This window comes from Blautia sp. LMAG:36, assembly GCF_008680535.1.
Lineage (GTDB): Bacteria > Bacillota > Clostridia > Lachnospirales > Lachnospiraceae > Blautia_A > Blautia_A fusiformis.
In genome coordinates, this window is record NZ_NALB01000010.1 from 1 (window position 1) to 26,393 (window position 26,393).

Below are 26,393 nucleotides of genomic sequence, written 5' to 3' on the forward strand. Positions count from 1 at the left end.
AAGCACAGCTGGCTTTGGACCGCCTGAAAAACGAACAGTTAAGTATATCTGATCAGATCACCACACTGGAAGCTGAGAAAAAGAAAGCTACAGCGGATAATCAGCTTTCCTATACAATAGAGATCGAAACACAGAAAATGAATCTCAAGAAGAATGAATATGATCAGAAAAGCAAACAGGCAGAAATCGATAAGCTTTCCCAGGCAACGCAGAATACCGAGGTGCGCAGTGAGATCGATGGAGTGATCCAGAAGATCGATACCTCCAAGATGGGCGGTGATGATTCTGAGGGCGTGGAGGATACGCTGACAGAAGGCACGACGGATTCCACAGATTCCAGTTCCGGAGACAGTTCCGGCAATGCATTTATCACGATCCTGAGCACAGGCGCTTATCGTGTAAAGGGAACGGTAAATGAAATAAACCGTGATTCGATCATAGAGGGGACACCTGTGATCATCCGTTCCAGAGTGGATTCTTCAAAAACCTGGAAGGGCACCATGGGCTCTGTTGACATGGATAATTCTACCAGCAACAGCAGTTCGGATATGGCAATGTTCGGAATGTCCAGTGCCAGTGATGATCAGACATCATCCAGTACCTATCCGTTTTATGTGAATCTGGATTCATCTGAGGGTCTGATGCTGGGGCAGCATGTGTATATTGAACCGGACGAAGGACAGGATGAGAAGAAGTCCGGTATCTGGCTGAACGATTATTTTATCGTGGATGCGGATACAGACAGCCCATATGTCTGGATCGCAAACGGTCAGAACAAGCTGGAGAAGAGAGATGTCATATTAGGACAGTATGATGAAGATCTTGGGGAATATGAGATCGCAGACGGACTTTCTGAAAAAGATAAGATCGCATTTCCGACAGATGAGCTGAAAGAAGGTATGTCTGTCACAGAAGGTACTGCAGATCAGACTACAGCGGCGATGTGGGATGATTCCGAGGATGATGAAAGTATTGATGATTCTGCGTACACGGAAAGTGATGGCTCAGAGCCTGAAATGATCGAAGATGGAGCGATCGACAGTGACATGATGGATGCGACAGACGATATTTCTTCGGGAGATGACCTTGTTCCGATGGAAGGAGCGCCGACAGAATGATTTTGGATTTAAAAGGAATATATAAGGATTATCAACAGGGGAAAATGACGGTACCTGTATTGAAAGATGTAGATTTTTCCATGGAGGAGGGAGAATATGTGGCGATCATGGGACCTTCCGGTTCCGGAAAGACTACACTGATGAATATTATTGGATGCCTGGACAAACCTACCAAGGGAACTTTTCTCCTGAATGGAGAAGATATTGCCAAATGTACAGAGAATGAGATGTCAGATATCCGTCTGAAAACGATCGGATTTGTATTTCAGAGCTTTCATCTCCTTCCAAGGCAGAGTGCGTTGACAAATGTGGAACTGCCGCTGAATTATGCAAGGGTTCCCAAAAAGGAGCGCCGGGAACGTGCACGAAAAGCTCTGGAGCGTGTAGGCCTTGCCGACAGGGTGGATTTTAAGCCCAACCAGCTTTCCGGAGGACAGATGCAGAGAGTGGCTATTGCAAGAGCGATCGTAAACAATCCCAAGCTTTTGCTTGCAGATGAGCCTACCGGGGCACTGGATACGAAATCGGGGGCACAGGTTATGGAACTGTTTCAGAAGCTGAACGATGAGGGAGTTTCTGTGCTGATGATCACACATGACCCGGAGATCGCGGCACATGCCAAACGGGTTGTTATGATCCGTGACGGTGAGCTGCAGGAAAAGAGGTGATAGAATGAAAGTGGTGAAGAGAGTGATCGTTGGTGTACTGGTTGCGGCATTGGCAGCCGGAGGAATCTACACAGGGCTTATGCATGTGAAAGAATCCAAGGTAACAGAGGTGCCGGTAACCAGCGTCAGCAATCTTCAGACGGACTGGTATTCGGAGACAACACTGGATGGAACCATCACCACGAATGTTTCTCAGAATGTAAATATGGATAAAGATATGATCATCGAGAAAATATATGTATCCCAGGGTGATGATGTAAAAAAAGGCGATAATCTGATCTCCTTTGATATGACACTTGTAGAGATGGAACTGAATATTGCAAAGCTGAAACAGCAGAAGCAGGAGCAGGATCTGACCAAAGCACAGAACCGTCTGACAAGTCTTCAGAATGGAGGTCCCATCGAAGACAGTACAGACAGTACTGATGATACGGACCTGAATCTTACAGGTGGTGATACAGGAGGTGACGGAGAAATGACAAATACCGATACACCTTCCGGAAGTGACGGAGACGAGGATATGCAGTCAACTACCGGTTCCGCGGCTACTACAGATGGTAGCTATCTTGCAGCGGCTTCCTCCAGGCCATTACTTCTCAGTGCCTTTACAGATACAGAAGGAGATCTTGAAGATTCTGCAGAGGAAGTTACCGAAGAAATGCCGTCCGGAGAAACGACGGACAGTGAAACAGAGCAGATGACCGGAGATGACACAGCGGATATGGAAGAGGATACAACTGCATCCGATGAGGATCTGATCATGGATCCGACCTACCAGGATCCTACTGCCAATGATATTACAGACGGAGAGACTACGGACTGGGGTTCCGGAGAAGATGACACCCCAACGGTATCTCCGACACCGACTCCCACACTGGGACCCAATGAGCTTCCTGATCCCAATATAACAGAACCGGAAATTCCGGGGATCACAGATGGTGAACCGGAATTTTATCAGAAGCTGGATTATACTTCTCAGCCGTTTACAGGAACCGGTACGGAAGAAGATCCCTATGTTTTTCTTGTAAGCAGTGCCAAAGGCAAAGTTACGGTGATGGGATCCTTCTTTAACAGAATGGCGGGATACAGTGAGGATGGAACCAAAGTGGTCCAGAAAGGCGGCAGCTGGTTCCAGCTGGAGTTTCATGAGAATGATACCATTGCTGATTTTCAGGACAGAACACTTTCCTGTACAGGATATTATCTGATCGATGGAAGTCTTCTTGAAAATCCGGTATATATGTATGCGGAAACAGAATTTACACTGGACGAGGCTTCCAAATATGACAAAAATGATGATGAGATACCGGATGACAGCGGTGATGGAGATGACGGTACTGATGGCACAACCATGTCAAGAGAGGATGCGATCAAGATCCAGAAAAACAAGATCGCAAGTTTGAAACTGGATATTGAGGAAAATAATCTGAAAATCACTAAGCTGGAGAACAAAATAAAAAACAAGCTGATAACAAGCAAACTGGATGGAACGGTTGCTTACATCGGAGATGAAGTCACAGGTTCTTATAATGGAGATGCTTTTCTGAAAGTAAAAAGCAAAGATGGTTTTTATGTTACCGGAACGGTCAGCGAACTGATGCTGGATCAGATGAAGGAGGGAACACTTCTTCAGTGTACCAGTTATAATTCCGGCAGCTTTGAGGCGAAGGTACTGAATGTATCCGATTACCCGGTGGATTCTTCAAATGCTTATTATGGTGGAGATTCTAATCCCAATGTATCGTATTACACCTTTAATGCAGAGATCACAGATCGTTCATTGCAGTTTACCGACCAGGATTATGTGACGGTATCTCTGAAGTCAAATAAACTTGCCGAAGGCAGTATGGTTGTGATGAAGGCATTTATCCGTACGGAAAATGGAACCAGCTATGTATACAAAGACGTGAAGGGAACACTGAAAAAGCAGCAGATCACAGTGGGAAGCATTGTAAACAGCGGATATTATGCAGTTGTAACTTCAGGTCTGAAATCCGATGATCTTCTTGCTTTCCCATATGGTGATGCCGTGAAGGAGGGAGCCAAGACAAAAGAAGTGACTTTGGATGATATGTACAATGAATAAATAACAGGAAGGAGAAATTTCATGTTTGAAAATATACGCCTGGCTTTTCAGGGAATATGGTCACATAAGATGAGATCCTTTCTGACCATGCTGGGTATTATTATTGGTATTGCATCTATTATTGCAATTGTATCTACGATCAAAGGTACCAGTGAGCAGATCAAGGAAGATCTGATCGGGTCCGGAAACAATACCGTACAGGTTATGCTCTATGACGGAGACAGTACATACGATATGGATTATGGTTCTTACGGAAGCTCGGCCACACCGCCGGTTATTTCTGATTCCCAGAAAACGGCGATCGGAGACTTGGATCATGTGATCAGTTCTACATTTTATTACAGTAGCCAGTCTGCCAGTGTTTATTATAAAAACACAAGCTTTCAGGGCGGAACCGTGTACGGGATCGACAGCAATTATCTGAAAACGATGGGATACCTGGTCCAGTCCGGGCGGGGATTTGTACAAAAAGATTATGACAGCTACCGAAAGGTTGCTCTTGTGGATTCCAATGCTGCACAGAATATTTTCGGAAGTGAGAGCCCTGTAGGGAAAACCATTGAGGTGGGATCAGAACCGTATATCATTGTAGGTGTGATCACTCAGAGTGAGGACAGCATGCCGAAGATCAATACGATTTCTGAATACGAGGAATATTCGCAGACGATCATGGGAAGCGTGATGATCCCGGATACTACCTGGCCTGTTGCATTTAAATTTGATCAGCCGCAAAATGTGACAGTCCGTGCAGACAGCACAGATAATATGAGTTCTGTAGGAAAAGCAGCAGAGGATATTCTGAATACAGGAATCCAGAATGAAAAAAACAAATCGAACTTTAAATATAAAGCGGAAGACATTATGGAGAAGGTTAAGAATCTCCAGAAGCTCAGCGAAAGTACCAATCAGCAGCTGATCTGGATCGCAAGTATCTCCCTGCTTGTTGGTGGTATCGGTGTTATGAATATTATGCTTGTATCTGTCACAGAACGTACCAGCGAAATCGGACTGAAAAAAGCTATCGGAGCAAGAAAAAAAGTGATCCTGGGACAGTTTCTGACGGAAGCTTCGGTGCTGACCAGTATCGGAGGAATCATTGGTGTGGTCCTTGGGATCATCCTGTCAAAAATGGTGTCTCAGGTGTCAGGAGCACCAACAGCCATCAGCGTTCCGGCAATTATCGGTTCGGTGGTATTTTCCATGCTGATCGGTCTGATCTTCGGACTTCTCCCATCTGTAAAGGCAGCTAATCTTAATCCGATCGATGCCCTTCGAAGTGAATAAAAAGATATACATACATATAGCATCTGCAATTGCCGGAAGGATTCCGGCGGCAGATGCTTATTTTTATATCTGAAAGTATTGTTCAGGTTTTATGAAGCTCTGCGGTCTTTATTTTGTCACTTTTGCTGTATATATGACAAAAAAAGAAAGTATAAATAGAGTTTTTACAGGTTTTTTAGAGATCATAAAAAAATCGTGGCAGAATCTTTGGATAGTATGATATAATACACCATAAGTGGGCAAATATAAAAACAGAAGGAGATAATTTCATGAAGGTTTTGGAAGGTAAATCTGTATTTTCCGGTATTGCGATCGGTAAGATCTCAATCCTCCAGAAAGTTGACGCCAGTGTTAAACGTGTTCACGTGGAGGATCCGGAAGAAGAGGTAAAGCGTGTGGAGGCAGCCAGAGAGCAGGCTGTGGCACAGCTTCAGAAGCTTTATGACAAGGCTCTTCAGGAAGTTGGAGAGTCCGGAGCGGCAATCTTTGAGGTTCATCAGATGATGCTGGATGATGATGACTATCTGGATTCCATCCACAACATTATCCGTACAGAGTCTGTAAATGCAGAATATGCGGTTGCAACAACTGGTGATAACTTCTCATCAATGTTCGCACAGATGGACGACGATTATATGAAAGCAAGAGCAGCTGATGTAAAGGATATCTCAGACCGTCTGGTACGTGTGCTTTCCGGCCATGGAGATGGAGAGCTTGAAGCATCCGAGCCGGTGATCGTGGTTGCAGAGGATCTTGCACCAAGTGAGACTGTACAGATGGATAAGAGCAAGGTTCTTGCTTTTGTCACAAGAAAAGGTTCTTCTAACTCACATACTGCGATTCTTGCGAGAACCATGAATATTCCGGCGCTGATCAATATTGAATACGATGAGTCCATGGACGGTAAGATGGCAGTCGTAGACGGAAAGAGCGGAAATCTGATCGTTGAGCCGGATGCAGAGACCCTTAAAAAATATGAGGATATGCGTGCCGATGAACTTGCACAGCGTGCAATGCTCAAAGAACTGAAAGGTAAAGAAACTGTTACCAAGAGCGGTCGTAAGCTCCACCTTTATGCCAACATCGGAAGTACAGGTGATGTTGCGAATGTACTTGCCAATGATGCGGAAGGCATCGGACTTTTCCGAAGTGAGTTCGTATACCTGGAAAAAGAAGACTATCCTACAGAGGAAGAGCAGTTCCAGGTTTACAAGACCGTAGCTCAGAATATGGCCGGCAAAAAAGTTATCATTCGTACTCTGGATATCGGAGCGGACAAGCAGATCGATTATTTTAATATGGCGCATGAGGAGAACCCTGCAATGGGATATCGTGCGATCCGTATCTGTCTGGACCGTCCGGAAGTATTTAAGACACAGCTGAGAGCGCTTTTCCGTGCAAGCATGTTCGGAAATATTTCCATCATGTATCCGATGATCATCTCTGTAACAGAGGTGAAGCAGATCAAGGCTATTGTAGCAGAAGTAAAAGCAGAGCTTAAGGAACAGGGGATCCCGTTCCGTGATGACGTGGAGCAGGGTATCATGATCGAGACTCCGGCAGCTGTTATGATCAGTGATCTTCTTGCAAAAGAGGTTGATTTCTTCAGTATCGGAACCAATGATCTGACCCAGTATACACTGGCTATTGACCGTCAGAATGCAAAGCTTGACAACATTTATGATTCCCATCATGAGGCAGTTCTCCGTATGATCCAGATGGTTGTGGATAATGCACACAAAGAAGGTATCTGGGCCGGAATCTGTGGTGAGCTTGGTGCGGACACTACACTTACTGAGAGATTTGTAGAGATGGGACTGGATGAGTTGTCCGTATCTCCGACATTTGTTCTTCCGGTTCGAAAGATCGTAAGAGAAATGAAATAAAACACAGATCATAAATAGATAAGGATATTTTTGATAAATAGTGTGACAGCTGCTGTGCATAAATATTTGTATGGCAGCTGTTTTTTTTAGTTACTGTTTGCGGTTACTGTTCACTGGTAATATTCCGCGAGGTGTTTTTTGTGAGCGAAGGTCACAGAAAATTTCCAATTGTGATATAGAAAAAAATATGATACACTAACATCATGGCTTTCTACAGCAGTTCAAAGAATTAGTTCATCAGGGGCTGATGCATTAATTCTTTGAACTGTGAGATAACAGACCAGGAGGAGAGAAAGAATGGGCAAAATTGCCATTGTAACAGACAGCAACAGCGGTATCACACAGGCCCAGGCCGAAGAGCTTGGCGTTTATGTGATACCGATGCCGTTTTATATTAATGAAAAAATGTATCTTGAAGGTGTAACTCTCACACAGGAAGAGTTTTATGAGAAGCTTAAGAAGGATGAACCGATCTCCACATCTCAGCCAAGTCCGGCTGATCTCTGTGATCTGTGGGACAAGCTTCTGAGAGATTATGAGGAAATCGTTCATATTCCGATGTCAAGCGGATTGAGTGCATCCTGTTCTACTGCAATGGGACTTGCTATTGATTATAATGGTCGTGTTCAGGTAGTGGATAATCAGCGGATTTCCGTAACACAGAGACAGTCTGTAATGGATGCTAAGATGCTTGCCGAGGCAGGAAAAAGTGCTGCAGAGATCAAGAAGATCCTTACAGATCAGAAACTCGATTCCAGTATTTATATCACACTTGACACCCTGAAATATCTGAAAAAAGGTGGCAGGATCACACCGGCAGCAGCAGCCATCGGAACAGTTCTGAACCTGAAGCCTGTACTTCAGATCCAGGGAGAGAAGCTGGATGCCTACGCCAAGGTCCGTGGCAAGAAGCAGGCCAAACGTGCCATGCTGAAGGCAATGAAGAATGATTGGGAAACACGTTTTAAGGAATACGCATCTGACGGTGAGATGTGTCTTCAGGCTGCTTATACAGGAAATCTGGAAGAAGCAGAAGAATTTAAAAAAGAGATCCAGGAGGTATTTCCAGGAATGGAGATACATATGGATCCCCTTTCCTTAAGTGTTGCCTGCCATATCGGTTATGGTGCCCTTGCAGTCGCATGTTCAAGAAAAGTGACGTTATAAGCATAAAATACAGAAACAAAGATATGAGGAGTTTGAAACATGAAGAAGATTATGGAACAGATGGCGGAAGAACTTTCCGCAGCATTTGAAAAAGCAGGTTATGATCCGTCCTACGGAAAAGTTACTGTTTCCAACAGACCGGACTTATGTGAGTATCAGTGTAACGGTGCTATGGCAGGAGCCAAAGCATATCACAAGGCACCGTTTATGATCGCTGATGATGTGGTAGCACAGCTGTCAGACAGCCGGATCTTTTCCAGAGCAGAAGTTGTAAAGCCTGGATTTATCAACCTGGATGTGAAACCGGAATTTGTTGCAGAATACATGAATAAGATGGCAGAGGACGAGAAGCTTTCTGTTGAGACTGCCAAGAATCCGAAGACGATCATTATCGACTATGGCGGACCAAACGTTGCCAAGCCGCTTCACGTAGGACATCTCCGTTCTGCGATCATCGGTGAGAGCATCAAGCGTATCGGACGTTTTGTAGGACATAAGGTGATCGGTGATGTACATCTTGGAGACTGGGGCCTTCAGATGGGACTGATCATCACCGAGCTGAAACACCGGAAACCGGAGCTGGTATATTTTGATGACAGCTTTACCGGTGAATATCCGGCAGAAGCACCGTTTACTATCAGCGAGCTGGAAGAGATCTATCCATGTGCCAGTGGGAAGTCAAAAGAGGATGAGGCTTACCGTAATGAGGCACTTGAGGCAACCCATCTTCTTCAGCAGGGAAAACAGGGATACATGGCTCTCTGGAATCATATTATGAATGTATCTGTAACAGACCTTAAGAGAAACTATGCGAATCTGAACGTAGATTTTGACCTCTGGAAAAAAGAATCCGATGCACAGCCATACATTCCGGATATGGTAGAGGATATGAAGAAGCGAGGATTTGCCTATGAGGATCAGGGCGCTCTTGTTGTAGATGTAAAAGAAGAGAGTGATACCAAGGAGATTCCTCCATGTATGCTTCTGAAATCAGACGGAGCTTCTCTCTATACGACCACAGACCTTGCTACTATCGTAGAGCGTATGAAACTCTTTCAGCCGGATGAGATCCTTTATGTTGTTGACAAGCGTCAGGAGCTGCATTTTATCCAGGTATTCCGCTGCGCAAGAAAAACCGGTCTTGTAAATCCGGAGACCAAGCTTTCCTTCCTTGGTTTCGGTACCATGAATGGAAAAGACGGTAAACCGTTTAAGACAAGAGAAGGCGGTGTTATGCGTCTGGAGAATCTGATCGCAGATATTGATGAGGAAATGTATCGTAAGATCGTGGAGAATCGCAGTGTAAAAGATAAAGATGCAAAGGATACTGCCAAGATCGTAGGACTTTCCGCAATCAAATACGGAGATCTTTCCAACCAGGCGACCAAGGATTACATCTTTGATGTTGACCGCTTTACATCCTTTGAGGGAAATACAGGTCCGTATATCCTTTATACTATCGTTCGTATTAAGTCGATCCTGAACCGTTATGTGCAGGAGGGAGGAGATTTAAGTACAGGTAAGATCCTTCCGGCAGTCAATGCCAGTGAGAAGAACCTGATGCTTCAGCTTTCCGGCTTTGCAGCAATGGTTGAGAACGCTTTTGAAGAAAAAGCACCACATAAGATCTGTGCATATATCTATGAGGTATCCAATGCATTTAACAGCTTTTACCATGAGACCAAGATCTTAAGCGAAGAGGATCAGGCACAGAAGGAATCCTTCCTTCAGTTGCTCCAGCTTACAAGAAGAGTGCTTGAGACAAGCATCGATCTTCTTGGATTCTCTGCACCGGATCGTATGTAAGGTATAGCTTTGCAGATACAAACACTATGAATAATGACAGACCGCCGGATAAAGAGACATTTTTGTCTGCTATATTCGGCGGACTTTTTTATATAGAAAGTTCTTTGCAAAAAGAACAGGACGTGCTATAATAGGACTTATCCTAAACGAGGGCAGATCACGAATTTCTGCCTGACTATAAGTTATCTGATTTTTTTCAAACCGGAATTCACCGGATTATCCCAAATCAATAAGAAACGTAATCATAAATATTGTCTGACAGAAATGAGAGGAAGGTGATCTGTCTGATCGGAAATGTTCTGAAAGAACGTTATTGCATTGTAGAACAAATTGGACATGGCGGAGGTGGAAGCCTTTATCTGGCAAAAGATATGGAGCTTGGTATCTGCCGTGCAGTGAAAGAGATACCGATCGCAAAGAAAAAAGAAGCCAGACTCATGCAGCATCTGGAATATCCTGCAATACCGAAGATTATCGATTATGTGGAAACAGGGGAGTATTGTTATCTGATCATGGAATATATCAAGGGTCAGTCGCTGGGAGAACTTCTCCGTTCAGGAAAACGGTTTTCTTTACGGGAAATCCTTGCTCTGGGAAAGGAGATTGCCAGAGTATTGGAATATCTTCACAGTCGGAAGCCACCGGTCTGTTACGGGGACCTGAAACCGGATAATCTTATGTTTTCTGAAACCGGGCATCTGTATCTGATAGATCTTGGAAGTGCCATGTTCGATCATGGAAAAAGAAAACAGATCTGTGAAGGAACGAAAGGCTATGCGGCGCCGGAGCAGTATCAGGGCTACTTAAGACCGGGAAGTGATATTTATGCTCTGGGGAAGACCCTGGAAAAGCTTTGCGGAAAAAAGAAATGGCAGTGGTTTTTATATCCGGATTTTTTCTGGCTTCTGTTCCGATGTACCAGAAAACAGGAAAAATACAGATATTCGGATATGTCAGTGGTTCAGAAGAAAATCCAAAAGCTGGAAAACAGATATCGGATGATCACTTGGAGAAAACGATTTCTGGAAGCGGCAGCTGCAGGGATTCTGATAGGAACACTGATCTTGATAGCAGGATTGCTGAAAACGGAAGAATTTTCTGTGGCGATCTCAGAAGTAACAGATTTGTATTACGAAGCCAGACAGTATCCGGAAGACTCAAAAGATCGGGAAAAGTGCTGTATGGCAGCGGAAAAGAGACTCCAGAGGTTAAGTAGAAATTATGGGGAAAAAGAACAGCAGCGTCGTATTGAGCTATTGCTGGCATGGAATGCGGAGCTTTTGTGTGAACCGGAAAAAGCGGCTTTATATTATGAAAATCTTCTTTTGTATGATGCAGAATATCCTGTGGCCTACGGGGAATATGGGATGTTTCTTATTCGGACCGGTCAGAAAGAGGCCAGCAGAAAGCTGTGGGAAGATTATAAAGAGAAAGAAAAAGCGGAATTACTGGATGACAGTGAAAGCAGAAATCTGCAGCTTTGGGAGGAGATCAATGAGAAAAAGAAGAGAAAGTGATCAGAAAAAACCAAAAGAAATGAAAATTCCTAGTAGGAAAACCTGTTTTATTGTTTTGTTTCTGCTGGTCTTATGCAGCTGGATGATCCCTTCCATTGCTGTCTATGGATTTGATGTGTCAGGAATGGATAGTTTTGATACCGGCGGATTTGATATGAATGTGGGAGAAGGAACCGGACAGCTGCCGGAAGACTGGGAAGAAAGCTATGCAGGAGAAGGAAGTGATGATAGTAATTGGAACAGAGAAGAAGGAAATACTGAGGAGTATTCCGCTGCCTGGGTAGAATCAGAGAATGATCAGGAGGAGTCTGCACAATGGAATTTAGATTTTCAGACAGATGAGGTACGTTCTCAGGAAGAAAGCTTTATGGAAAATGGAAATACTGCGGCAGAAGTAGAGATAGCTGATACACCTGCGGAAAAACTGACGGAAACGCCGATACCAACAAAACTGCCAATACTGACTGAACAACCAATCCCCATACAGACAGTGACAGCAAGTCCATCTGTAACGTTGACTCAAAAACCAGTTCGAAAGTCAGTGACAGATGCATCAAAGAGGGAGAAGAAGCAAAATCCGGCATTATCTTACTATCGGACAGAACCAACAGGAACGTCGGATAGGAAAAAAGAAAAAGAGCAAAAACCGGTGATCCGAATGAAAACAGACGGTAACAGGATCCGGATAGAGATCAGTCCGGATATTCCGTTCCAGATCCTTTCATTTCGGATCAATGGAAAAGAATGTGATTTTTACTGGCAAGGAAAAAAGCTTCTGGCGGAATTACCGAAAAAAAGCAGAAATCCCTGGAAAGTAGAACTCATAGGTTTTGTGAAATCCGGGAAGCTGTACTATGAAACCATGGACTTACCAGAAAAACAGTGATACAATAGGCATACTTACTGATTATTTTATACAACAGGAGGAATTTATGTATAAGGCAATCTTTTTTGATCTGGACGGAACACTGACAGAATCCGGAGAGGGGATTACGAAATCTGTACAGTATGCACTGGAGAAGCTTGGAGTTTCGGCACCGGAGCTGGAGCCATTGAAGGTTTTTGTGGGTCCGCCGCTTCTGGAACAGTTTATGAAATATGCGGGATTTGATAAAGAGACAGCACAGAAGGGAATTGAATATTACAGAGAGCGGTATTCAGAAAAAGGAATGTATGAGAACACCGTTTATCCGGGTGTGGAAAACACTTTGGCAGAACTGAAACGTCGTGGCTACCGGCTGGCAGTGGCGTCTGCGAAACCGACCTTTTACGTAACACAGATCATGGACCATTTTAATCTGAGCCGGTATTTTGAGGTGATCGCCGGGACGGACCTCAATGGACCGAAAGTAACCAAATCTCAGGTGATCGAGGAAGCTCTGGAAAGAATGAGCCTTTCTGACCACCGTGACCAGGTGATCATGGTGGGTGACAGAGAACATGACATTCTTGGAGCCAGACGATGCGGGATCCAGTGTGTGGCTGTATCTTACGGATATGGAAGCAGAGAAGAACTGGAAAAGGCACAGCCTCTTCAGATCGTAGCTTCCGCAGATGAACTTCTGAATTTTTTCGTCTGACCCCTCTGCACAGACAGAATATTTTTCAAATAGTGTGGAGGGAGCTTTATCCGGCAGGAATCCATTATCTTATCGGACAGATCCTCGGAAGCGCCGTGCTTCTCTGGCTGGCAGGGCATGTCGGCAACGCACAGGAAAGGTACTATAGTTATACGCTGGTGATCACCGGACTTACCGGAGTGTTGGTTATGTTTCCGGCAGTATATTTTTATCGGAAGGATCGTATAGGAAGGCTGATCGGCGGTTTGACTTCCGTTGAGGAACAAAGGCTATCTATTCCTGAAATGCTGCTTCTTCTTGCTGCTGGAGCCGGATTTGCCCAGTATGCCAATGTGCTAGTGGCGATCCTGCAGAACTGGATCTCATCCAGCTATGGAGAGACGATGACGAAGATTACTTCAGGAAAGAGTTTATTTATGATGATCTTCTGGATGGGAATCATAGCGCCTGTTGCAGAAGAAATGATCTTTCGCTGGCTGATCTATCTGCGACTTCGGGATCACTTTTCAGTGCTGGTTTCCGCTGTGATCTCTGCGGCGTTTTTCGGAATTTATCACGGAAATGTCCTGCAGGCTGTGTATGCGTTTGTTCTGGGAGGGATTTCTGCGTGGTTTCTGGAGATGGGCGGTAATAAGTGGACCAGTGTGCTGATGCACATCGGAGCCAATACCTGGATACTTATTTTCAGTGAATACGCCCAGACTCTGGTGGAAAAAGCCGGAGCAGGAAGCCTTCTGATGATCTATGGTGTTTTTGCGGCAGCGATGATCGGAGGATATCAGTATTTTGCACGCCGGGGAGAAAAACGTGGCTACCGGGCTGTCTGATCCAATGTGGAACACGAATGTCTGCCTGCTACTGGATCAGGCAGAGTGATAGATGAATATTTGCTTTACAGAGAATCTGTAGTGGAATCATAGTATAAGGATGCCATTACAGATTTTTTTTATAAAAATATGCCGGAATCTTTTGCTGCCGGTAAATTTATATAGATTTTATATTTATTTAAGAGACCATTTCTTGCGTACCTTTGTATCATGTGCTATCATAAGTGTATTAAAAGAATTAATACACTTAATACACAGATTACAGAGAAAGGAGCGTCGTATGTTATTCTTGGACTATCAGGACAGACGTCCCATTTACGAACAGATCGTAGAGAAATTCCGGATGCTGATCCTGTCAGGAGCTGTGGAGCCATCTTCCAAGATGCCGTCTGTGCGGCAGCTGGCCGTGGAATTATCCATCAATCCCAATACCATCCAGCGGGCATATATGGAACTGGAGCAGCAGGGGCTGATCTGTCCGGTGAAGGGAAAAGGTAGTTTTGTCACAGACAGCAGCAGGATCAGGCAGATCGGTGTGGAAGAAACCTTAAGTGAGCTGAAAAAGATCACAGAAAAGGGAATGGCTCTGGGAGTAGGGGAGGAAGAAATGATTGATGTGATCTGCTCATGCTATAAGGAGGGAAACGATGATTGAGATAAAAAACTGTAGCAAAGCTTTTGGTAAGATACAGGCAGTAAATAAGGTCACCATGGATATCGGGGAACGGGAGGTTTTTGGACTGATCGGTTCCAACGGTGCGGGAAAAAGTACTCTGCTTCGTATCATGGCCGGGATCATCCGTCAGGACAGAGGAGAGGTGCTGATGGATGAAGAACCGGTTTTTGAAAATGAAAGGATCAAAGAGCATTTTTTCTACATCCCGGACGATGCATATATTCCGGCAAATTACAATGCTCTGGACATGGCAGAATTTTACCGTTGTATTTATCCGGGATTTCAGCAGGCGCGTTTTGAGACAATGATGAAGCAGTTTCATCTGGATGGAAAACGAAAAATCAGCACTTTTTCCAAGGGAATGAAGAAACAGCTTCTGGTGATCCTGGGAATCAGTACAGGAACGAAATATCTGTTTTGTGATGAAACCTTTGATGGCCTGGACCCGGTAATGCGCCAGGCAGTAAAAAGTATTTTTGCATCGGAGATCATGAGTCGTGAATTTACGCCGGTGATCGCTTCCCACAATCTTCGGGAGCTGGAAGATATCTGCGATCACATCGGGCTTCTTCATCAGGGAGGAATTCTCCTTTCCAGAGATCTGGAGGATATGAAATTCCACATCCATAAGATCCAGTGTGTACTTACTGACAAAAAGAAAGAAGAAGAATTAAAGAAAGAGCTGGATGTTTTGAAAACAGAGCATCAGGGCTCCCTGTTGCTTATTACTGCAAGGGGAACAAGAAGAGAGATCATGGAGAAGATACAGGCAAAAAATCCTCTTTTCTGCGAAGTGCTCCCACTGACTCTGGAAGAAATATTTATCAGCGAAACGGAGGTGGCAGGCTATGAAGTCAAAAATTTATTCCAGTGAGTATATGAAATCCTCTTCTAAAGGACAAAGATGGATCCCGGCATTTGCCATGATCGCATTTCTCCTTGCATTTCCGGTAGCGGAACTTATTCTGATGGGAAAATGGAATGAGCGCAGTTATACTCAGAGTCAGCTTTCCTATCTGTATTCCAGCCTGTGGAACAGTGACTTTCTCACAATGGGAGCAGCTGTGGCTGCGGTAACCGCATTTTTTGCAGCAGTAAGCGGCTTCTGGTATCTGTATTCCCCGAGAAAAGTGGATTTCTATCACAGCCTTCCGGTAAAGCGAAGTGCACTGTTTCTGCACAGAGTATTGTTGGCTGTTCTTTATTATCTGGTGCCATATGTGATCATGGAATTTGCTGCGGTATGCATCGGGGCAGCCAGAGGATATTACAGCCTTTCCATTATGAAAAAGGCACTGATCCTGCTGGTGCTCCATCTCCTGATGTATCTTCTGGTGTATTTTTCCACAGTGCTGGTGATCGCCTGCACCGGTACCATGTTGATGGGAGCACTTGCATGGGCAGGGCTGTTTACCTACAGTATCGTTCTGGCAGTGATGCTGCAGTTAAGCGGACATTTATTTTTTGATACCTGGTACGAGGGCAGTTACGGAATTCTGGCAGCAGTGCGGAATCTGGGATCTCCTCTTATGGTGATCGTAAGCTTTATAGATAGATACAGCAGCGGAAGCTTTGGAAAGCAGTTGCTGATACTGATCCTTACGCTGTTTATCATGGCAGCACTTTCCTGGATGGCATTTTGTAGACGAAGGTCAGAGAATACCGGAAAAGCTCTGGTATATACCTGGATGGAGCCGGTCTTAAGTGCCCTGATCACAATACCATCCGGACTGGGGATCGGTCTGATCTTTTATATGATTCCGGAAGATTCATCCAAAACAGCATGGTGGATCTTCGGAATGATACTGGGAACGATCCTGGTCCATGGAATTCTGGAAGTGATCTATGAAATGGATTTTCGCAGATTTTTCCGCGGAAAAGTGCAGCTTATGATCTTTGGAGGTGTTGTGGCAATCTGTGCGCTGACCATGAAAATGGATCTTCTGGGATATGACAGTTATTTTCCGGCTTATGACAATCTTCAGGGAGTTGTGATAAATGTAAGCAATCTCTCATATGCAGAGCAGCTTTGCAATGTGGAAAAAAAAGAAGACGGAATCTATAAGATCCGGTATACTGCTACCTCAGACAATAGTTCTGGTCTGCTGGATCAGCCGGTAATGAAAAGTAAAGCATTATATAACAGTCTGAAGGATATCAGGCTTCAGAATGAAAAAGGAAAAAAATCAGGAAGGCGCATGTATGTGCGCTACATAAATAAACAGGGATTCAGTGTATGCAGAGGCTATATTGTATCCTCTGCACAGGCACAGAATCTTATGGAAGCCCTGTATGATGAGCAGACATGGAAAGAAGACAGATATTCATTTTTTCAGCTGGACAAACAGTATCTGAAAGAGGTCACCGGTATTTTCTGTGACGGAGATATTCAAACCTTATTTGAGAAAAATGCAGAGAAGCGTCAGGCGCTGGCAGAGGCGTTGAGAAAGGACATTCTGGAAAACGGCGGTCAGACAGTAAAAGACCAGCCATGTGCAATGCTGATGTTCGATTATGCGGGAATTCCGTCAGAAGGATACATGGATGAATGGGGAATGAATGTACCGGCTGTGCAGGAAGGAGAGAGGGTGTCTACCTCCGTTCTGGTGTATCCGGCATATAAGAGAACACTTGCAATTTTGGAAGAAACAGGATATCCTCTTTCTATGGATAAGCTGTCTGTTGAGTATATTGATGTTTATTACTTCAGCTCCGAAGCTGCCGGCGAAGATGATGAAGTTTTTTCCGACACTGAGCCCATTTCGGATCTTGAAGAAACAGATAACGGTTATAAAGTCCGTTACGATAAAAAGGAACAGCTGGAAGCTCTGAAAAAATGTATCCGTCCATCACAGCTGGTAAACGGATGGACTATCTGGAATGCAGATGCCACAATGGAAGTGGTTCTGGAAGGACAGGAGAGCACCGGCGGGGATTCCGGACTTTATATGACATTTGCCGGTGAGATCCCGGATTTTATCAAAGCAGATGCAAAGGCAGCCCATGTAACAGAATGGGAGGTAAATGATTAATGGAAAAACCAGTCCGGCTAGATAAATTTCTGGCAGATGCCGGCGCAGGTACAAGAAGCGAGGTAAAAAAATACATACAGAAGGGTCAGGTGCAGGTTAACGGGAAACCTGTGAAGAAACCGGAGCTGAAAGTAACAGAAGAAGATCAGGTGGTTATGAACGGGCAGGAGATCCATGCTGCACCGGAATATGTATACTATCTTTTTAACAAGCCGGCAGGCTGTGTCAGCGCAACGGAGGACTCCAGAGATAAAACGGTTCTCGACTACATTGAAGAGAAAGACAGAAGAAAGGGTCTTTTTCCGGTGGGACGCTTGGATAAAGATACAGAAGGCTTTCTTCTGATCACAGATGACGGTCCTCTGGCACACGAGCTTCTTTCTCCGAAAAAGCATGTGGATAAGACCTACTATGCAAAAGTATCCGGGAAAGTGACAGAAGAAGATGTCGTGAAGCTGGCAGAAGGCGTGGATATCGGGGAAAAAGATCTCACACGACCGGCAAGGCTGGAGATCCTTTCCACCTGGGAGTCCGGTACAGAATCTGCAGAAGCCGGTAAGAACTGGGAATCTGAGATCCGACTTACCATCCACGAGGGAAAATTCCATCAGGTAAAACGGATGATGGAGGCACTGGGAAAAAAAGTAACTTATTTGAAAAGACTATCCATGGGGCCGCTGGCGCTTCCTTCAGATCTTCCGACAGGAAAATATCGTTCGCTCACCGAAAAAGAGCTGGAGCTTCTGAAGTCTGCCGGAAACCGCTGAAAAACAGAAAAAAATTGGAAAAATCCCCTTTACATAAGGGGATTTTCTATGCTATAATTCAGAAGTTGCAAAAATAAGCACGCACGGCGATTCTATAAGGATGGTGCCCTACGGTGTGAGGATGGGTCCAGAGAGAAGGCGACCTGTGCGGAAGAATTTAACCAAAAAGGAGAAAAGACATGAGCGTTATTTCAATGAAGCAGCTTTTAGAGGCAGGTGTTCATTTCGGACATCAGACAAGAAGATGGAACCCTAAAATGGCTCCGTACATCTACACAGAGAGAAATGGTATCTATATCATCGATCTTCAGCAGTCTGTAGGAATGGTTGACGATGCTTACAATGCAGTAGCAGATATCGTTGCCAACGGTGGACACATCCTTTTCGTAGGAACTAAGAAACAGGCTCAGGATGCTATCCGTACAGAGGCAGAGCGTTGTGGAGAGTTCTTCGTAAATGAGAGATGGCTTGGTGGTATGCTTACAAACTTCAAGACAATCCAGAGCCGTATCGCAAGACTGAAAGAGATCGAGACAATGGAAGCTGATGGAACATTCGACGTACTTCCTAAGAAAGAAGTTATCGAGCTTCGCAAAGAGCTTGTTAAGCTTCAGAAGAACCTTGGCGGAATCAAAGAGATGAAGAGAATCCCGGATGCTATCTTTATCGTAGATCCTAAGAAAGAGAGAATCTGCGTACAGGAGGCTCATACACTTGGAATCCCGCTTATCGGTATCTGCGATACTAACTGTGATCCGGAAGAGCTTGACTATGTGATCCCGGGAAATGACGATGCTATCCGTGCAGTAAAACTCATCGTTTCCAAGATGGCTGACGCTGTTATCGAGGCTAAGCAGGGAACTGCTGAGGCAGATGGCGAGATCGAGGCTGAGTCTGAGGAGTTTGCAGCTACAGAGGAATAATTCGTATAAACAGAATATTTCAGGAGGAAACGAACAATGGCTATTACAGCAGCACAGGTAAAAGAGTTAAGAGAGATGACCGGCGCCGGAATGATGGATTGTAAGAAAGCTCTTACATCTACAGATGGTGATATGGATAAAGCAGTTGAGTTCCTGCGTGAGAAGGGTCTTGCTACAGCACAGAAGAAAGCAAGCCGTATCGCAGCAGAGGGTCTTTGCAAAACTCTGGTAACAGAGGATGGAAAGAAAGCAGTCGTTGTTGAGGTTAATGCTGAGACAGACTTCGTTGCAAAGAATGAGAAATTCCAGAGCTATGTTGCAGATGTTGCAGCACAGGCACTTAACACAACAGCAGCTGATATCGATGCTTTCCTTGCTGAGGCATGGGCACTTGATACAACTAAGACTGTAAAAGAGGCTCTTGCAGCTCAGATCGCAGTAATCGGCGAGAACATGAACATCCGTAGATTTGCTCAGGTTGAGGAGCAGAACGGATTCATCGCTTCCTACACTCATATGGGTGGAAAGATCGGCGTTCTTGTAGACGTTGAGACAGATGTTGTTAACGATGCTGTTAAAGAGATGGCTAAGAACGTAGCTATGCAGATCGCAGCTCTGAAACCGCAGTACACAAGCGACAAGGAAGTAAGCGCTGACTATATCGAGCATGAGAAAGAGATCCTTATGGCTCAGATCCAGAACGACCCGAAGGAGTCCCAGAAACCGGCTAAGGTTATCGAGGGAATGATCACAGGACGTATCAAGAAAGAGCTCAAAGAGATCTGCCTTCTTGACCAGACATACGTAAAAGCAGAGGACGGAAAACAGTCCGTTGCTAAATACGTAGAGCAGGTAGCAAAAGAGAACGGCGCTAAGATCCAGATCAAAGGCTTCGTTCGCTACGAGACAGGCGATGGCCTTGAGAAGAAAGAAGAGAACTTCGCTGAGGAAGTTGCAAAACAGATGAACGCATAATCTTACAGTTCGCATAAGAATTTGAATCGTAATTTTATCATGTAAATCAATGAAAAACCTTGAATTTCCTATGAAAATGGGATGATTCAAGGTTTTTTTGCGTATTGGGGAATAAATTCGAGACTGTGAGAAAAAGTCTGTAAATAAGATTCTTCTATGATATGCAAGGGTGGCAAGCCTGAAAATCAGGCTTCTCACCCTTGTTTTATATATAACAGTGGTAGGGCGGTGGAATTTAAATAAAAAATTTACACTTTACAAATAACAGATAAAGTATTAAAATAAACAAAAGATATCTTCAGGGCAGGGTGTGATTCCCTACCGGCGGTAGAGCCCGCGAGCCGAAAGGCATGATCCGGTGAGATTCCGGGGCCGACAGTATAGTCTGGATGGAAGAAGATGATAGTACAGTTGATTTTTGTATGAATGAATGTAGTATCAGAGCTCTGAGATGGTGATCCATTTCAGAGCTTTTTATGTAGGAAATAATCAGACATTCATTTATTGATCATATGTAACAGATCAATTCCACCCTGCAGATATTTCTGCAGGCTTTTTTTGTATTTGGCACATCGTTTTTGAAATAAATATACCACTCACTTGTCTGTGAATCCGATTGCACAGGTCTAAAAGCCTTAGCGTACCAGACAAAGAACAGGAATAAGAAAGAAGGAATAGAAATGACGGATCAGGAATATATGCTTCGGGCGATTCAGCTGGCCAAAAAAGGAGAAGGCTGGACGAATCCCAATCCGATGGTAGGGGCAGTGATCGTAAAAGACGGAAGGATCATCGGGGAAGGCTATCATAAAAAGTATGGAGAACTTCACGCAGAACGTAATGCTATTGCTTCTCTTACAGAACCAGCAGAAGGTGCGGTGATTTATGTTACACTGGAGCCTTGCTGTCATCATGGAAAAACACCTCCATGTACGGAAGCGATCATTGAACAGAAGATCAGAAAAGTGGTGATCGGTTCCCGAGATCCGAATCCGAAAGTGGCAGGAAAAGGTGTACAGATGTTAAGGGAAGCCGGTGTAACAGTAGTTGAAGATTTTATGAGAGAAGAATGTGATCAGCTGAATCCGGTGTTTTTCCATTATATTACTACGAAAACCCCATACGTGGTGATGAAGTATGCCATGACACTGGATGGGAAGATCGCAACGAAGACAGGAGCATCAAAATGGATCACCGGAGAAGCGGCAAGAAAAGAAGTACAGCATATGCGGCATCAGTACATGGGGATCATGGCAGGTATTGGAACTGTGCTTGCAGATGATCCGATGTTAAACGTCCGGGTAGAAGGCTGGAAAAGTCCTGTCAGGATTGTGTGCGACAGTAAGCTCAGGATCCCGCCGGACAGTCAGATCGTAAAAAGTGCGGAAAAGTACCGGACGATCGTGGCTTATGCAGATCAGAAAAATACAGAAGAAAAAATAAAAATATTACATACCATGGGAGTTGAGACCATTTACTGTCCGGATGAAAAGGATCAGATAGACCTTAAGAAGCTGATGACAGATCTTGGAAACAGGGGTATTGACAGCATCCTCCTGGAGGGAGGCGGTACGTTAAATGACAGTGCCCTGCGAGCCGGAATTGTAAAGGAAGTACAGGCTTTTGTGGCACCAAAGCTGTTTGGTGGTGTGGCCGGGAAGACACCGGTAGAAGGTATCGGAGTTGAATTCCCGTCTGAAGCAGTAGAACTGAAATATACAGATATCTGCCAGATCGGTGAGGACATCCGGATAAGATGTCAGGTGTGTGAGAAAAAACAGGAGGAATCATGTTTACAGGAATCGTAGAAGAGAAAGGAAAAGTCCGTTATATACAGCTGACAGGAGAATCAGGGATCCTGGCAGTGAAAGCCCGGAAAGTCCTGGAAGGGACAAGGATCGGTGACAGTATTGCTGTGAATGGTGTGTGTCTGACAGTTACGTCGATCCAGCCGGACGGATTTACTGCCGATGTGATGGCAGAGACGATCAGAAGAAGCAGTCTTGGCAGTTGTAAAGCTGGAAGCCAGGTAAACCTGGAACGTGCAATGGCTGCAGATGGCAGGTTCGGGGGACACATAGTAAGCGGTCATATTGATGGAACTGGAGTGATACGTTCCATGCTCCGGGAAGAAAATGCCATCTGGGTATCAATTGAGACATCGCCACAGATCTTGCATCTGATCGTGGAAAAAGGATCCGTTTGTATTGATGGAATCAGCCTGACAGTTGCAAGGGTTGATGAAGCTGGTTTTCAGGTGTCGGTCATTCCACATACAGGAGAAGAAACCACCCTTTTGGAAAAGGTGCCGGGGGATCTGGTTAATCTGGAAAATGATGTGATCGGAAAATATGTAGAAAAACTGCTTGGCATCAGAAAAAATGAAGAAGAGAAAAAAGAATCCGGAATTACGATGGAGTTTCTTGAAGAATTCGGCTTTTAGAACAGGAGGATATACAGTATGTCACAAAATTATCAGTACAACACAATTGAAGAGGCACTTAGGGATCTTAAGGAAGGAAAAATAATTCTGGTCACAGATGATCCGGACAGAGAAAATGAGGGAGATCTGATATGTGCGGCAGAGTTTGCGACCCGGGAAAATATTAATTTCATGGCGACTTATGCAAAGGGTCTTATCTGTACACCGATGAGTGCAGAAATTGCGGCGAGATTGAATTTTCCGCCGATGGTTGCTGAGAACACGGACAATCACAGTACAGCATTTACCGTGGCAGTGGATCACGCAGATACAACCACCGGTATCTCTGCGGCAGAACGCTCCTATACCATTATGAAGTGTGTGGATGATCAGTCAAAACCGGAGGATTTCAGAAGACCGGGACATGTATTTCCGCTTATTTCCAGAAAAGGCGGGGTTCTGGTACGAAATGGTCATACGGAGGCAACAACAGATCTTATGAGACTTGCCGGACTGAAAGAATGCGGCGTGTGCTGTGAAGTTATGAAAGAAGATGGCACTATGATGCGTACATCACAGCTATGGGAAATGGCAAAAGAGCATAACCTTACATTTATTACGATCCGTGATCTGCAGGATTATATAAGAATACATGAAAAGCATGTAAAGGAGGAAGCAGCTGCAAACCTCCCAACGCAGTACGGTGATTTTAAAATGTATGGCTATATCAATGACATTACAGGAGAGCATCATCTGGCACTGGTAAAAGGTGATCTAGGAGATGGTGAGGATGTGCTTTGCCGTGTACATTCGGAGTGCCTGACAGGAGATGCATTCGGATCGCTCAGATGTGACTGCGGCCTGCAGCTGCAGACAGCGATGCGCCAGGTAGAGGCGGAAGGCAGAGGGATCATTCTGTATATGAGACAGGAAGGCAGAGGGATCGGACTGATCAATAAGATCAAAGCCTATGCGCTTCAGGAACAGGGATATGATACCGTGGAGGCTAATGTGAAGTTAGGGTTTGCACCGGATCTCAGAGAGTACTGGGTTGGGGCACAGATACTGTCAGACCTTGGTGTGAAATCATTAAGATTACTGACCAATAACCCGGATAAAGTCTATGGGCTTGGCGAATTCGGGCTGAAGATCAATGAGAGAGTACCTTTGGAGATTCCGGTACAAAAATATGACCGGAAGTATATGAAAACGAAGCAGGAAAAGATGGGTCATATTTTTAAAGAAATAAATTTATAAAAAACAGCAAATAGCAGGAGGAAGAAAAAATGAGACAGATCAATTTAGTAGAAGGAAAAGTAGTAGCACCGGAGGGAATGAAAGTTGGTATCGTGGCAGCGAGATTCAATGAGATCATTGTGAATAAATTATTGGGAGGGGCAGTCGACGGACTGGTAAGACATGGAGTAGAAGAAGAGAATATTACTGCAGCATGGGTGCCGGGAGCATTTGAGATTCCGCTTACAGCACAGAAAATGGCACAGTCAGGAAAATATGATGCAGTTATCTGCGTGGGAGCTGTCATTCGTGGAGATACTTCACATTATGATCTGGTGTGCAATGAATCTGCCAAGGGGATCGCACAGGTTGAACTTGCAACAGGGATCCCGGTCTTATTCGGAGTGATCACGACTGAGAATATCGAGCAGGCTATTGCGCGTGCAGGAAGCAAAGCGGGAAATAAAGGCTATGACTGTGCGTTATCTGCGATCGAGATGGTCAATCTGATGAAGCAGCTCTAATAGACAGGAAAATAAATGATGACAAAAACGATCATATTCGATTATGATGGAACGATCCATCATACCCTTGGAATCTATGAACCGGCATTTCGCGAAACCTATCAGTGGCTGACAGAACAGAAGGCTGCAGAAGAACGGGAGATAGGCTCGGCGGAAATTGCCGGCTGGCTGGGATTTAACAGTAAGGAGATGTGGAATACATTTTTGCCGGAGCTGGATCAGAGCTATAAAGAGCAGGCGAGCAGGATGGTAGGAGAACTGATGGTCAGACAGATCAGGAAGCATAAGGCAGTGTGGTATCCGGGAGCAGAGGAGATGCTTACAGCCTTGAAGAACCGGGGATATCATCTTGTGATCTTAAGTAACTGTAAAGCTTCCTATCGTGAGGCGCATTGGAAGGAATTTGGGATGGAACGATGGTTCGATCATTTTTATGACTGCGAATCGTATGGATTCCGTCCAAAGACAGAAATTGTGCAGGAAATCATCCGGGAATATACAGGCCCTTATCTGGTGGTCGGAGATAGGAGGCAGGATCTGGAATGTGCCAGAGCCTGCAAAAGCCCATTTATAGGATGCCTGTATGGATATGGTGAGAGCGGGGAGCTGAACGGAGCAGATCGTCTTGCGGAACATATAGAGGATATACCACAGTTGGTGATATGAGGATGAGTTCAGCTTTATCCGAAAGTAGAAGCTGTACACTGACAGAAGGCATAGGACTGACGGGAACGGCATAAATATTATAAAAATCCGAAGGATCCTAAAATATGATTTCCCTCAGTCTATGTATGATCGTAAAAAATGAAGAAGCAGTTCTTGAGAGGATCTTGAAGCCGGTTTCTCAGGTGATGGATGCGATCTTGATCGCAGATACCGGTTCTTCAGACAGAACAAAAGAGATCGCGGAGCAGTATACGTCGCAGGTGTTTGATTTTCCCTGGTGTGATGATTTTTCTGCTCCGCGTAATTTTCTTCTGGAAAAAGTCCGCACCGATTACTGGATGTGGCTGGATGCGGATGATGTCCTAGATGAAGAAAATCTGGAAAAACTGAAGAGTCTTAAAGAAACTCTGGATCCCGGAACAGATGTTGTAATGATGGAATATGCGGCAGGGTTTGACCAGAGCGGGAGAACAACATTTTCTTATTTTCGGGAGCGGATAATGAAAACATCCAGAAATTTCAGATGGAATGGGGCAGTTCATGAAACTGTGATTCCGGAGGGAAATATCATTTATTCAGATGTGGTGATCCGGCACCGGAAATGTGGAAAAGGTGATCCGGACCGTAATCTTCGCATTTATGAAAAAATGCTGGCAGGAGGAGAAACGCTGGAACCTAGACATCAGCTTTATTATGGGAGAGAACTGTATTATCATCAGCGTTATCCGGAGACAGAGGCTGTGTTGGTGGAGTTCCTGAAAAATCCGTCCGGATGGCTGGAAAATAAGATCGATGCCTGTTTTGTACTTGGACAGTGCTACCGGAAAATGGGAGAAAAAAAGTACGCACTGGAAGCTTTTCTGTACAGTCTGACTATGGATGTGCCGAGGGCGGAAATCTGCTGTGAGGTCGGTAAGATCTTTCTGGAAAGAGAGCTGCCCAGACAGGCTGCCTACTGGTACGGGCAGGCGCTCACTGTGCCTTCAGATAAGAAAAAGGGTGGATTTTTTATGGCTGAGTATCATGGGTTTGTGCCATATATGCAGCTTTGCGTTTGTTATGATAAAATGGGATGCCCGGAGCAGGCATTCTTTTTTCATAAGAAAGCGATGGAACTGAAGCCGGAAGATCCGGGAGTATTGTATGACCAGAAATATTTCCGGGAAAAATATGGTCTGGCATAAAAGAAAAGATATCTTTATTATATTTTTCTGGCAGGGTACAAGCTTGCGG

The 26,393-nt window shown here is 44.7% G+C and carries 23 protein-coding genes and 1 riboswitch; all 23 genes read left to right on the forward strand.

Annotated elements, in window-relative coordinates; translation table 11 throughout:
• The coding region (locus tag CCC17_RS12480) for an efflux RND transporter periplasmic adaptor subunit (protein WP_287083205.1) at positions 1-1,118 on the forward strand (1,118 nt) is incomplete at its 5' end.
• Positions 1,115-1,786 carry an ABC transporter ATP-binding protein gene (locus tag CCC17_RS12485; RefSeq protein ID WP_015524653.1) on the forward strand — a complete coding sequence of 224 codons (672 nt, stop codon included), beginning with the start codon at positions 1,115-1,117 and terminating at the stop codon, positions 1,784-1,786. The genes CCC17_RS12480 and CCC17_RS12485, both read left to right, overlap by 4 nt.
• A gap of 4 nt (positions 1,787-1,790) precedes the next feature.
• Complete coding sequence (locus tag CCC17_RS12490; protein ID WP_110102462.1) at positions 1,791-3,872, forward strand: hypothetical protein; 2,082 nt, start codon at positions 1,791-1,793, stop codon at positions 3,870-3,872.
• A gap of 21 nt (positions 3,873-3,893) precedes the next feature.
• Complete coding sequence (locus tag CCC17_RS12495; RefSeq protein ID WP_021650388.1) at positions 3,894-5,156, forward strand: ABC transporter permease; 1,263 nt, start codon at positions 3,894-3,896, stop codon at positions 5,154-5,156.
• Positions 5,157-5,425: 269 nt separating this feature from the next.
• On the forward strand, positions 5,426-7,042 hold the full coding sequence (gene ptsP / locus CCC17_RS12500) for a phosphoenolpyruvate--protein phosphotransferase (RefSeq protein ID WP_015524657.1): 1,617 nt from the start codon (positions 5,426-5,428) through the stop codon (positions 7,040-7,042).
• A gap of 297 nt (positions 7,043-7,339) precedes the next feature.
• On the forward strand, positions 7,340-8,209 hold the full coding sequence (locus tag CCC17_RS12505) for a DegV family protein (RefSeq protein ID WP_015524658.1): 870 nt from the start codon (positions 7,340-7,342) through the stop codon (positions 8,207-8,209).
• 39 nt (positions 8,210-8,248) lie between these two features.
• A complete protein-coding gene (gene argS / locus CCC17_RS12510) occupies positions 8,249-10,015 on the forward strand; it encodes an arginine--tRNA ligase (protein WP_287083206.1) in 1,767 nt (588 codons plus the stop codon).
• Between the two features lie 275 nt (positions 10,016-10,290).
• A complete protein-coding gene (locus tag CCC17_RS12515) occupies positions 10,291-11,532 on the forward strand; it encodes a serine/threonine protein kinase (protein WP_279201404.1) in 1,242 nt (413 codons plus the stop codon).
• The gene (locus CCC17_RS12520; RefSeq protein ID WP_287083207.1) at positions 11,510-12,418 is read left to right on the forward strand and encodes a hypothetical protein; all 909 of its coding nucleotides are present in this window, start codon (positions 11,510-11,512) and stop codon (positions 12,416-12,418) included. The genes CCC17_RS12515 and CCC17_RS12520 overlap by 23 nt, the downstream gene beginning before the upstream one ends.
• 46 nt (positions 12,419-12,464) lie before the next feature.
• Positions 12,465-13,112: an HAD family hydrolase gene (locus tag CCC17_RS12525; RefSeq protein ID WP_059085566.1), complete on the forward strand. Its 648-nt coding sequence runs from the start codon at positions 12,465-12,467 to the stop codon at positions 13,110-13,112.
• 32 nt (positions 13,113-13,144) lie between these two features.
• Positions 13,145-13,939 carry a CPBP family intramembrane glutamic endopeptidase gene (locus CCC17_RS12530; RefSeq protein WP_022427116.1) on the forward strand — a complete coding sequence of 265 codons (795 nt, stop codon included), beginning with the start codon at positions 13,145-13,147 and terminating at the stop codon, positions 13,937-13,939.
• A 280-nt stretch (positions 13,940-14,219) separates the two neighbouring features.
• Positions 14,220-14,594 (forward strand): GntR family transcriptional regulator, encoded by a 375-nt coding sequence (locus CCC17_RS12535; protein ID WP_279200381.1) that lies wholly within the window; start codon positions 14,220-14,222, stop codon positions 14,592-14,594.
• On the forward strand, positions 14,587-15,489 hold the full coding sequence (locus tag CCC17_RS12540; RefSeq protein WP_021650396.1) for an ABC transporter ATP-binding protein: 903 nt from the start codon (positions 14,587-14,589) through the stop codon (positions 15,487-15,489). The genes CCC17_RS12535 and CCC17_RS12540 overlap by 8 nt, the downstream gene beginning before the upstream one ends.
• Positions 15,464-17,647 carry a DUF6449 domain-containing protein gene (locus CCC17_RS12545; protein ID WP_173733209.1) on the forward strand — a complete coding sequence of 728 codons (2,184 nt, stop codon included), beginning with the start codon at positions 15,464-15,466 and terminating at the stop codon, positions 17,645-17,647. The genes CCC17_RS12540 and CCC17_RS12545 overlap by 26 nt, the downstream gene beginning before the upstream one ends.
• A complete protein-coding gene (locus tag CCC17_RS12550) occupies positions 17,647-18,414 on the forward strand; it encodes a pseudouridine synthase (RefSeq protein WP_279031404.1) in 768 nt (255 codons plus the stop codon). The genes CCC17_RS12545 and CCC17_RS12550 overlap by 1 nt, the downstream gene beginning before the upstream one ends.
• A 179-nt stretch (positions 18,415-18,593) precedes the next feature.
• Positions 18,594-19,337 carry a 30S ribosomal protein S2 gene (gene rpsB / locus CCC17_RS12555; protein WP_044960678.1) on the forward strand — a complete coding sequence of 248 codons (744 nt, stop codon included), beginning with the start codon at positions 18,594-18,596 and terminating at the stop codon, positions 19,335-19,337.
• A 36-nt stretch (positions 19,338-19,373) separates the two neighbouring features.
• Positions 19,374-20,312, forward strand: coding sequence for a translation elongation factor Ts (tsf, locus tag CCC17_RS12560; RefSeq protein ID WP_173741048.1), 939 nt, complete (start codon positions 19,374-19,376; stop codon positions 20,310-20,312).
• Positions 20,313-20,602: 290 nt separating this feature from the next.
• Positions 20,603-20,717, forward strand: a riboswitch (FMN riboswitch).
• A gap of 275 nt (positions 20,718-20,992) precedes the next feature.
• Complete coding sequence (ribD, locus tag CCC17_RS12565) at positions 20,993-22,120, forward strand: bifunctional diaminohydroxyphosphoribosylaminopyrimidine deaminase/5-amino-6-(5-phosphoribosylamino)uracil reductase RibD (protein ID WP_173722393.1); 1,128 nt, start codon at positions 20,993-20,995, stop codon at positions 22,118-22,120.
• On the forward strand, positions 22,102-22,755 hold the full coding sequence (gene ribE, locus CCC17_RS12570) for a riboflavin synthase (RefSeq protein WP_004844978.1): 654 nt from the start codon (positions 22,102-22,104) through the stop codon (positions 22,753-22,755). The genes ribD and ribE overlap by 19 nt, the downstream gene beginning before the upstream one ends.
• A gap of 18 nt (positions 22,756-22,773) precedes the next feature.
• A complete protein-coding gene (locus CCC17_RS12575) occupies positions 22,774-23,991 on the forward strand; it encodes a bifunctional 3,4-dihydroxy-2-butanone-4-phosphate synthase/GTP cyclohydrolase II (protein WP_015524672.1) in 1,218 nt (405 codons plus the stop codon).
• Between the two features lie 29 nt (positions 23,992-24,020).
• Positions 24,021-24,494 carry a 6,7-dimethyl-8-ribityllumazine synthase gene (ribH, locus tag CCC17_RS12580; protein ID WP_006427673.1) on the forward strand — a complete coding sequence of 158 codons (474 nt, stop codon included), beginning with the start codon at positions 24,021-24,023 and terminating at the stop codon, positions 24,492-24,494.
• A gap of 15 nt (positions 24,495-24,509) precedes the next feature.
• The gene (locus CCC17_RS12585) at positions 24,510-25,160 is read left to right on the forward strand and encodes an HAD family hydrolase (RefSeq protein ID WP_059085572.1); all 651 of its coding nucleotides are present in this window, start codon (positions 24,510-24,512) and stop codon (positions 25,158-25,160) included.
• A gap of 104 nt (positions 25,161-25,264) precedes the next feature.
• Positions 25,265-26,344, forward strand: a complete 1,080-nt coding sequence (locus CCC17_RS12590) for a tetratricopeptide repeat-containing glycosyltransferase family 2 protein (protein WP_173760949.1) — start codon at positions 25,265-25,267, stop codon at positions 26,342-26,344.
• The last annotated feature ends 49 nt before the right edge of the window (positions 26,345-26,393 follow it).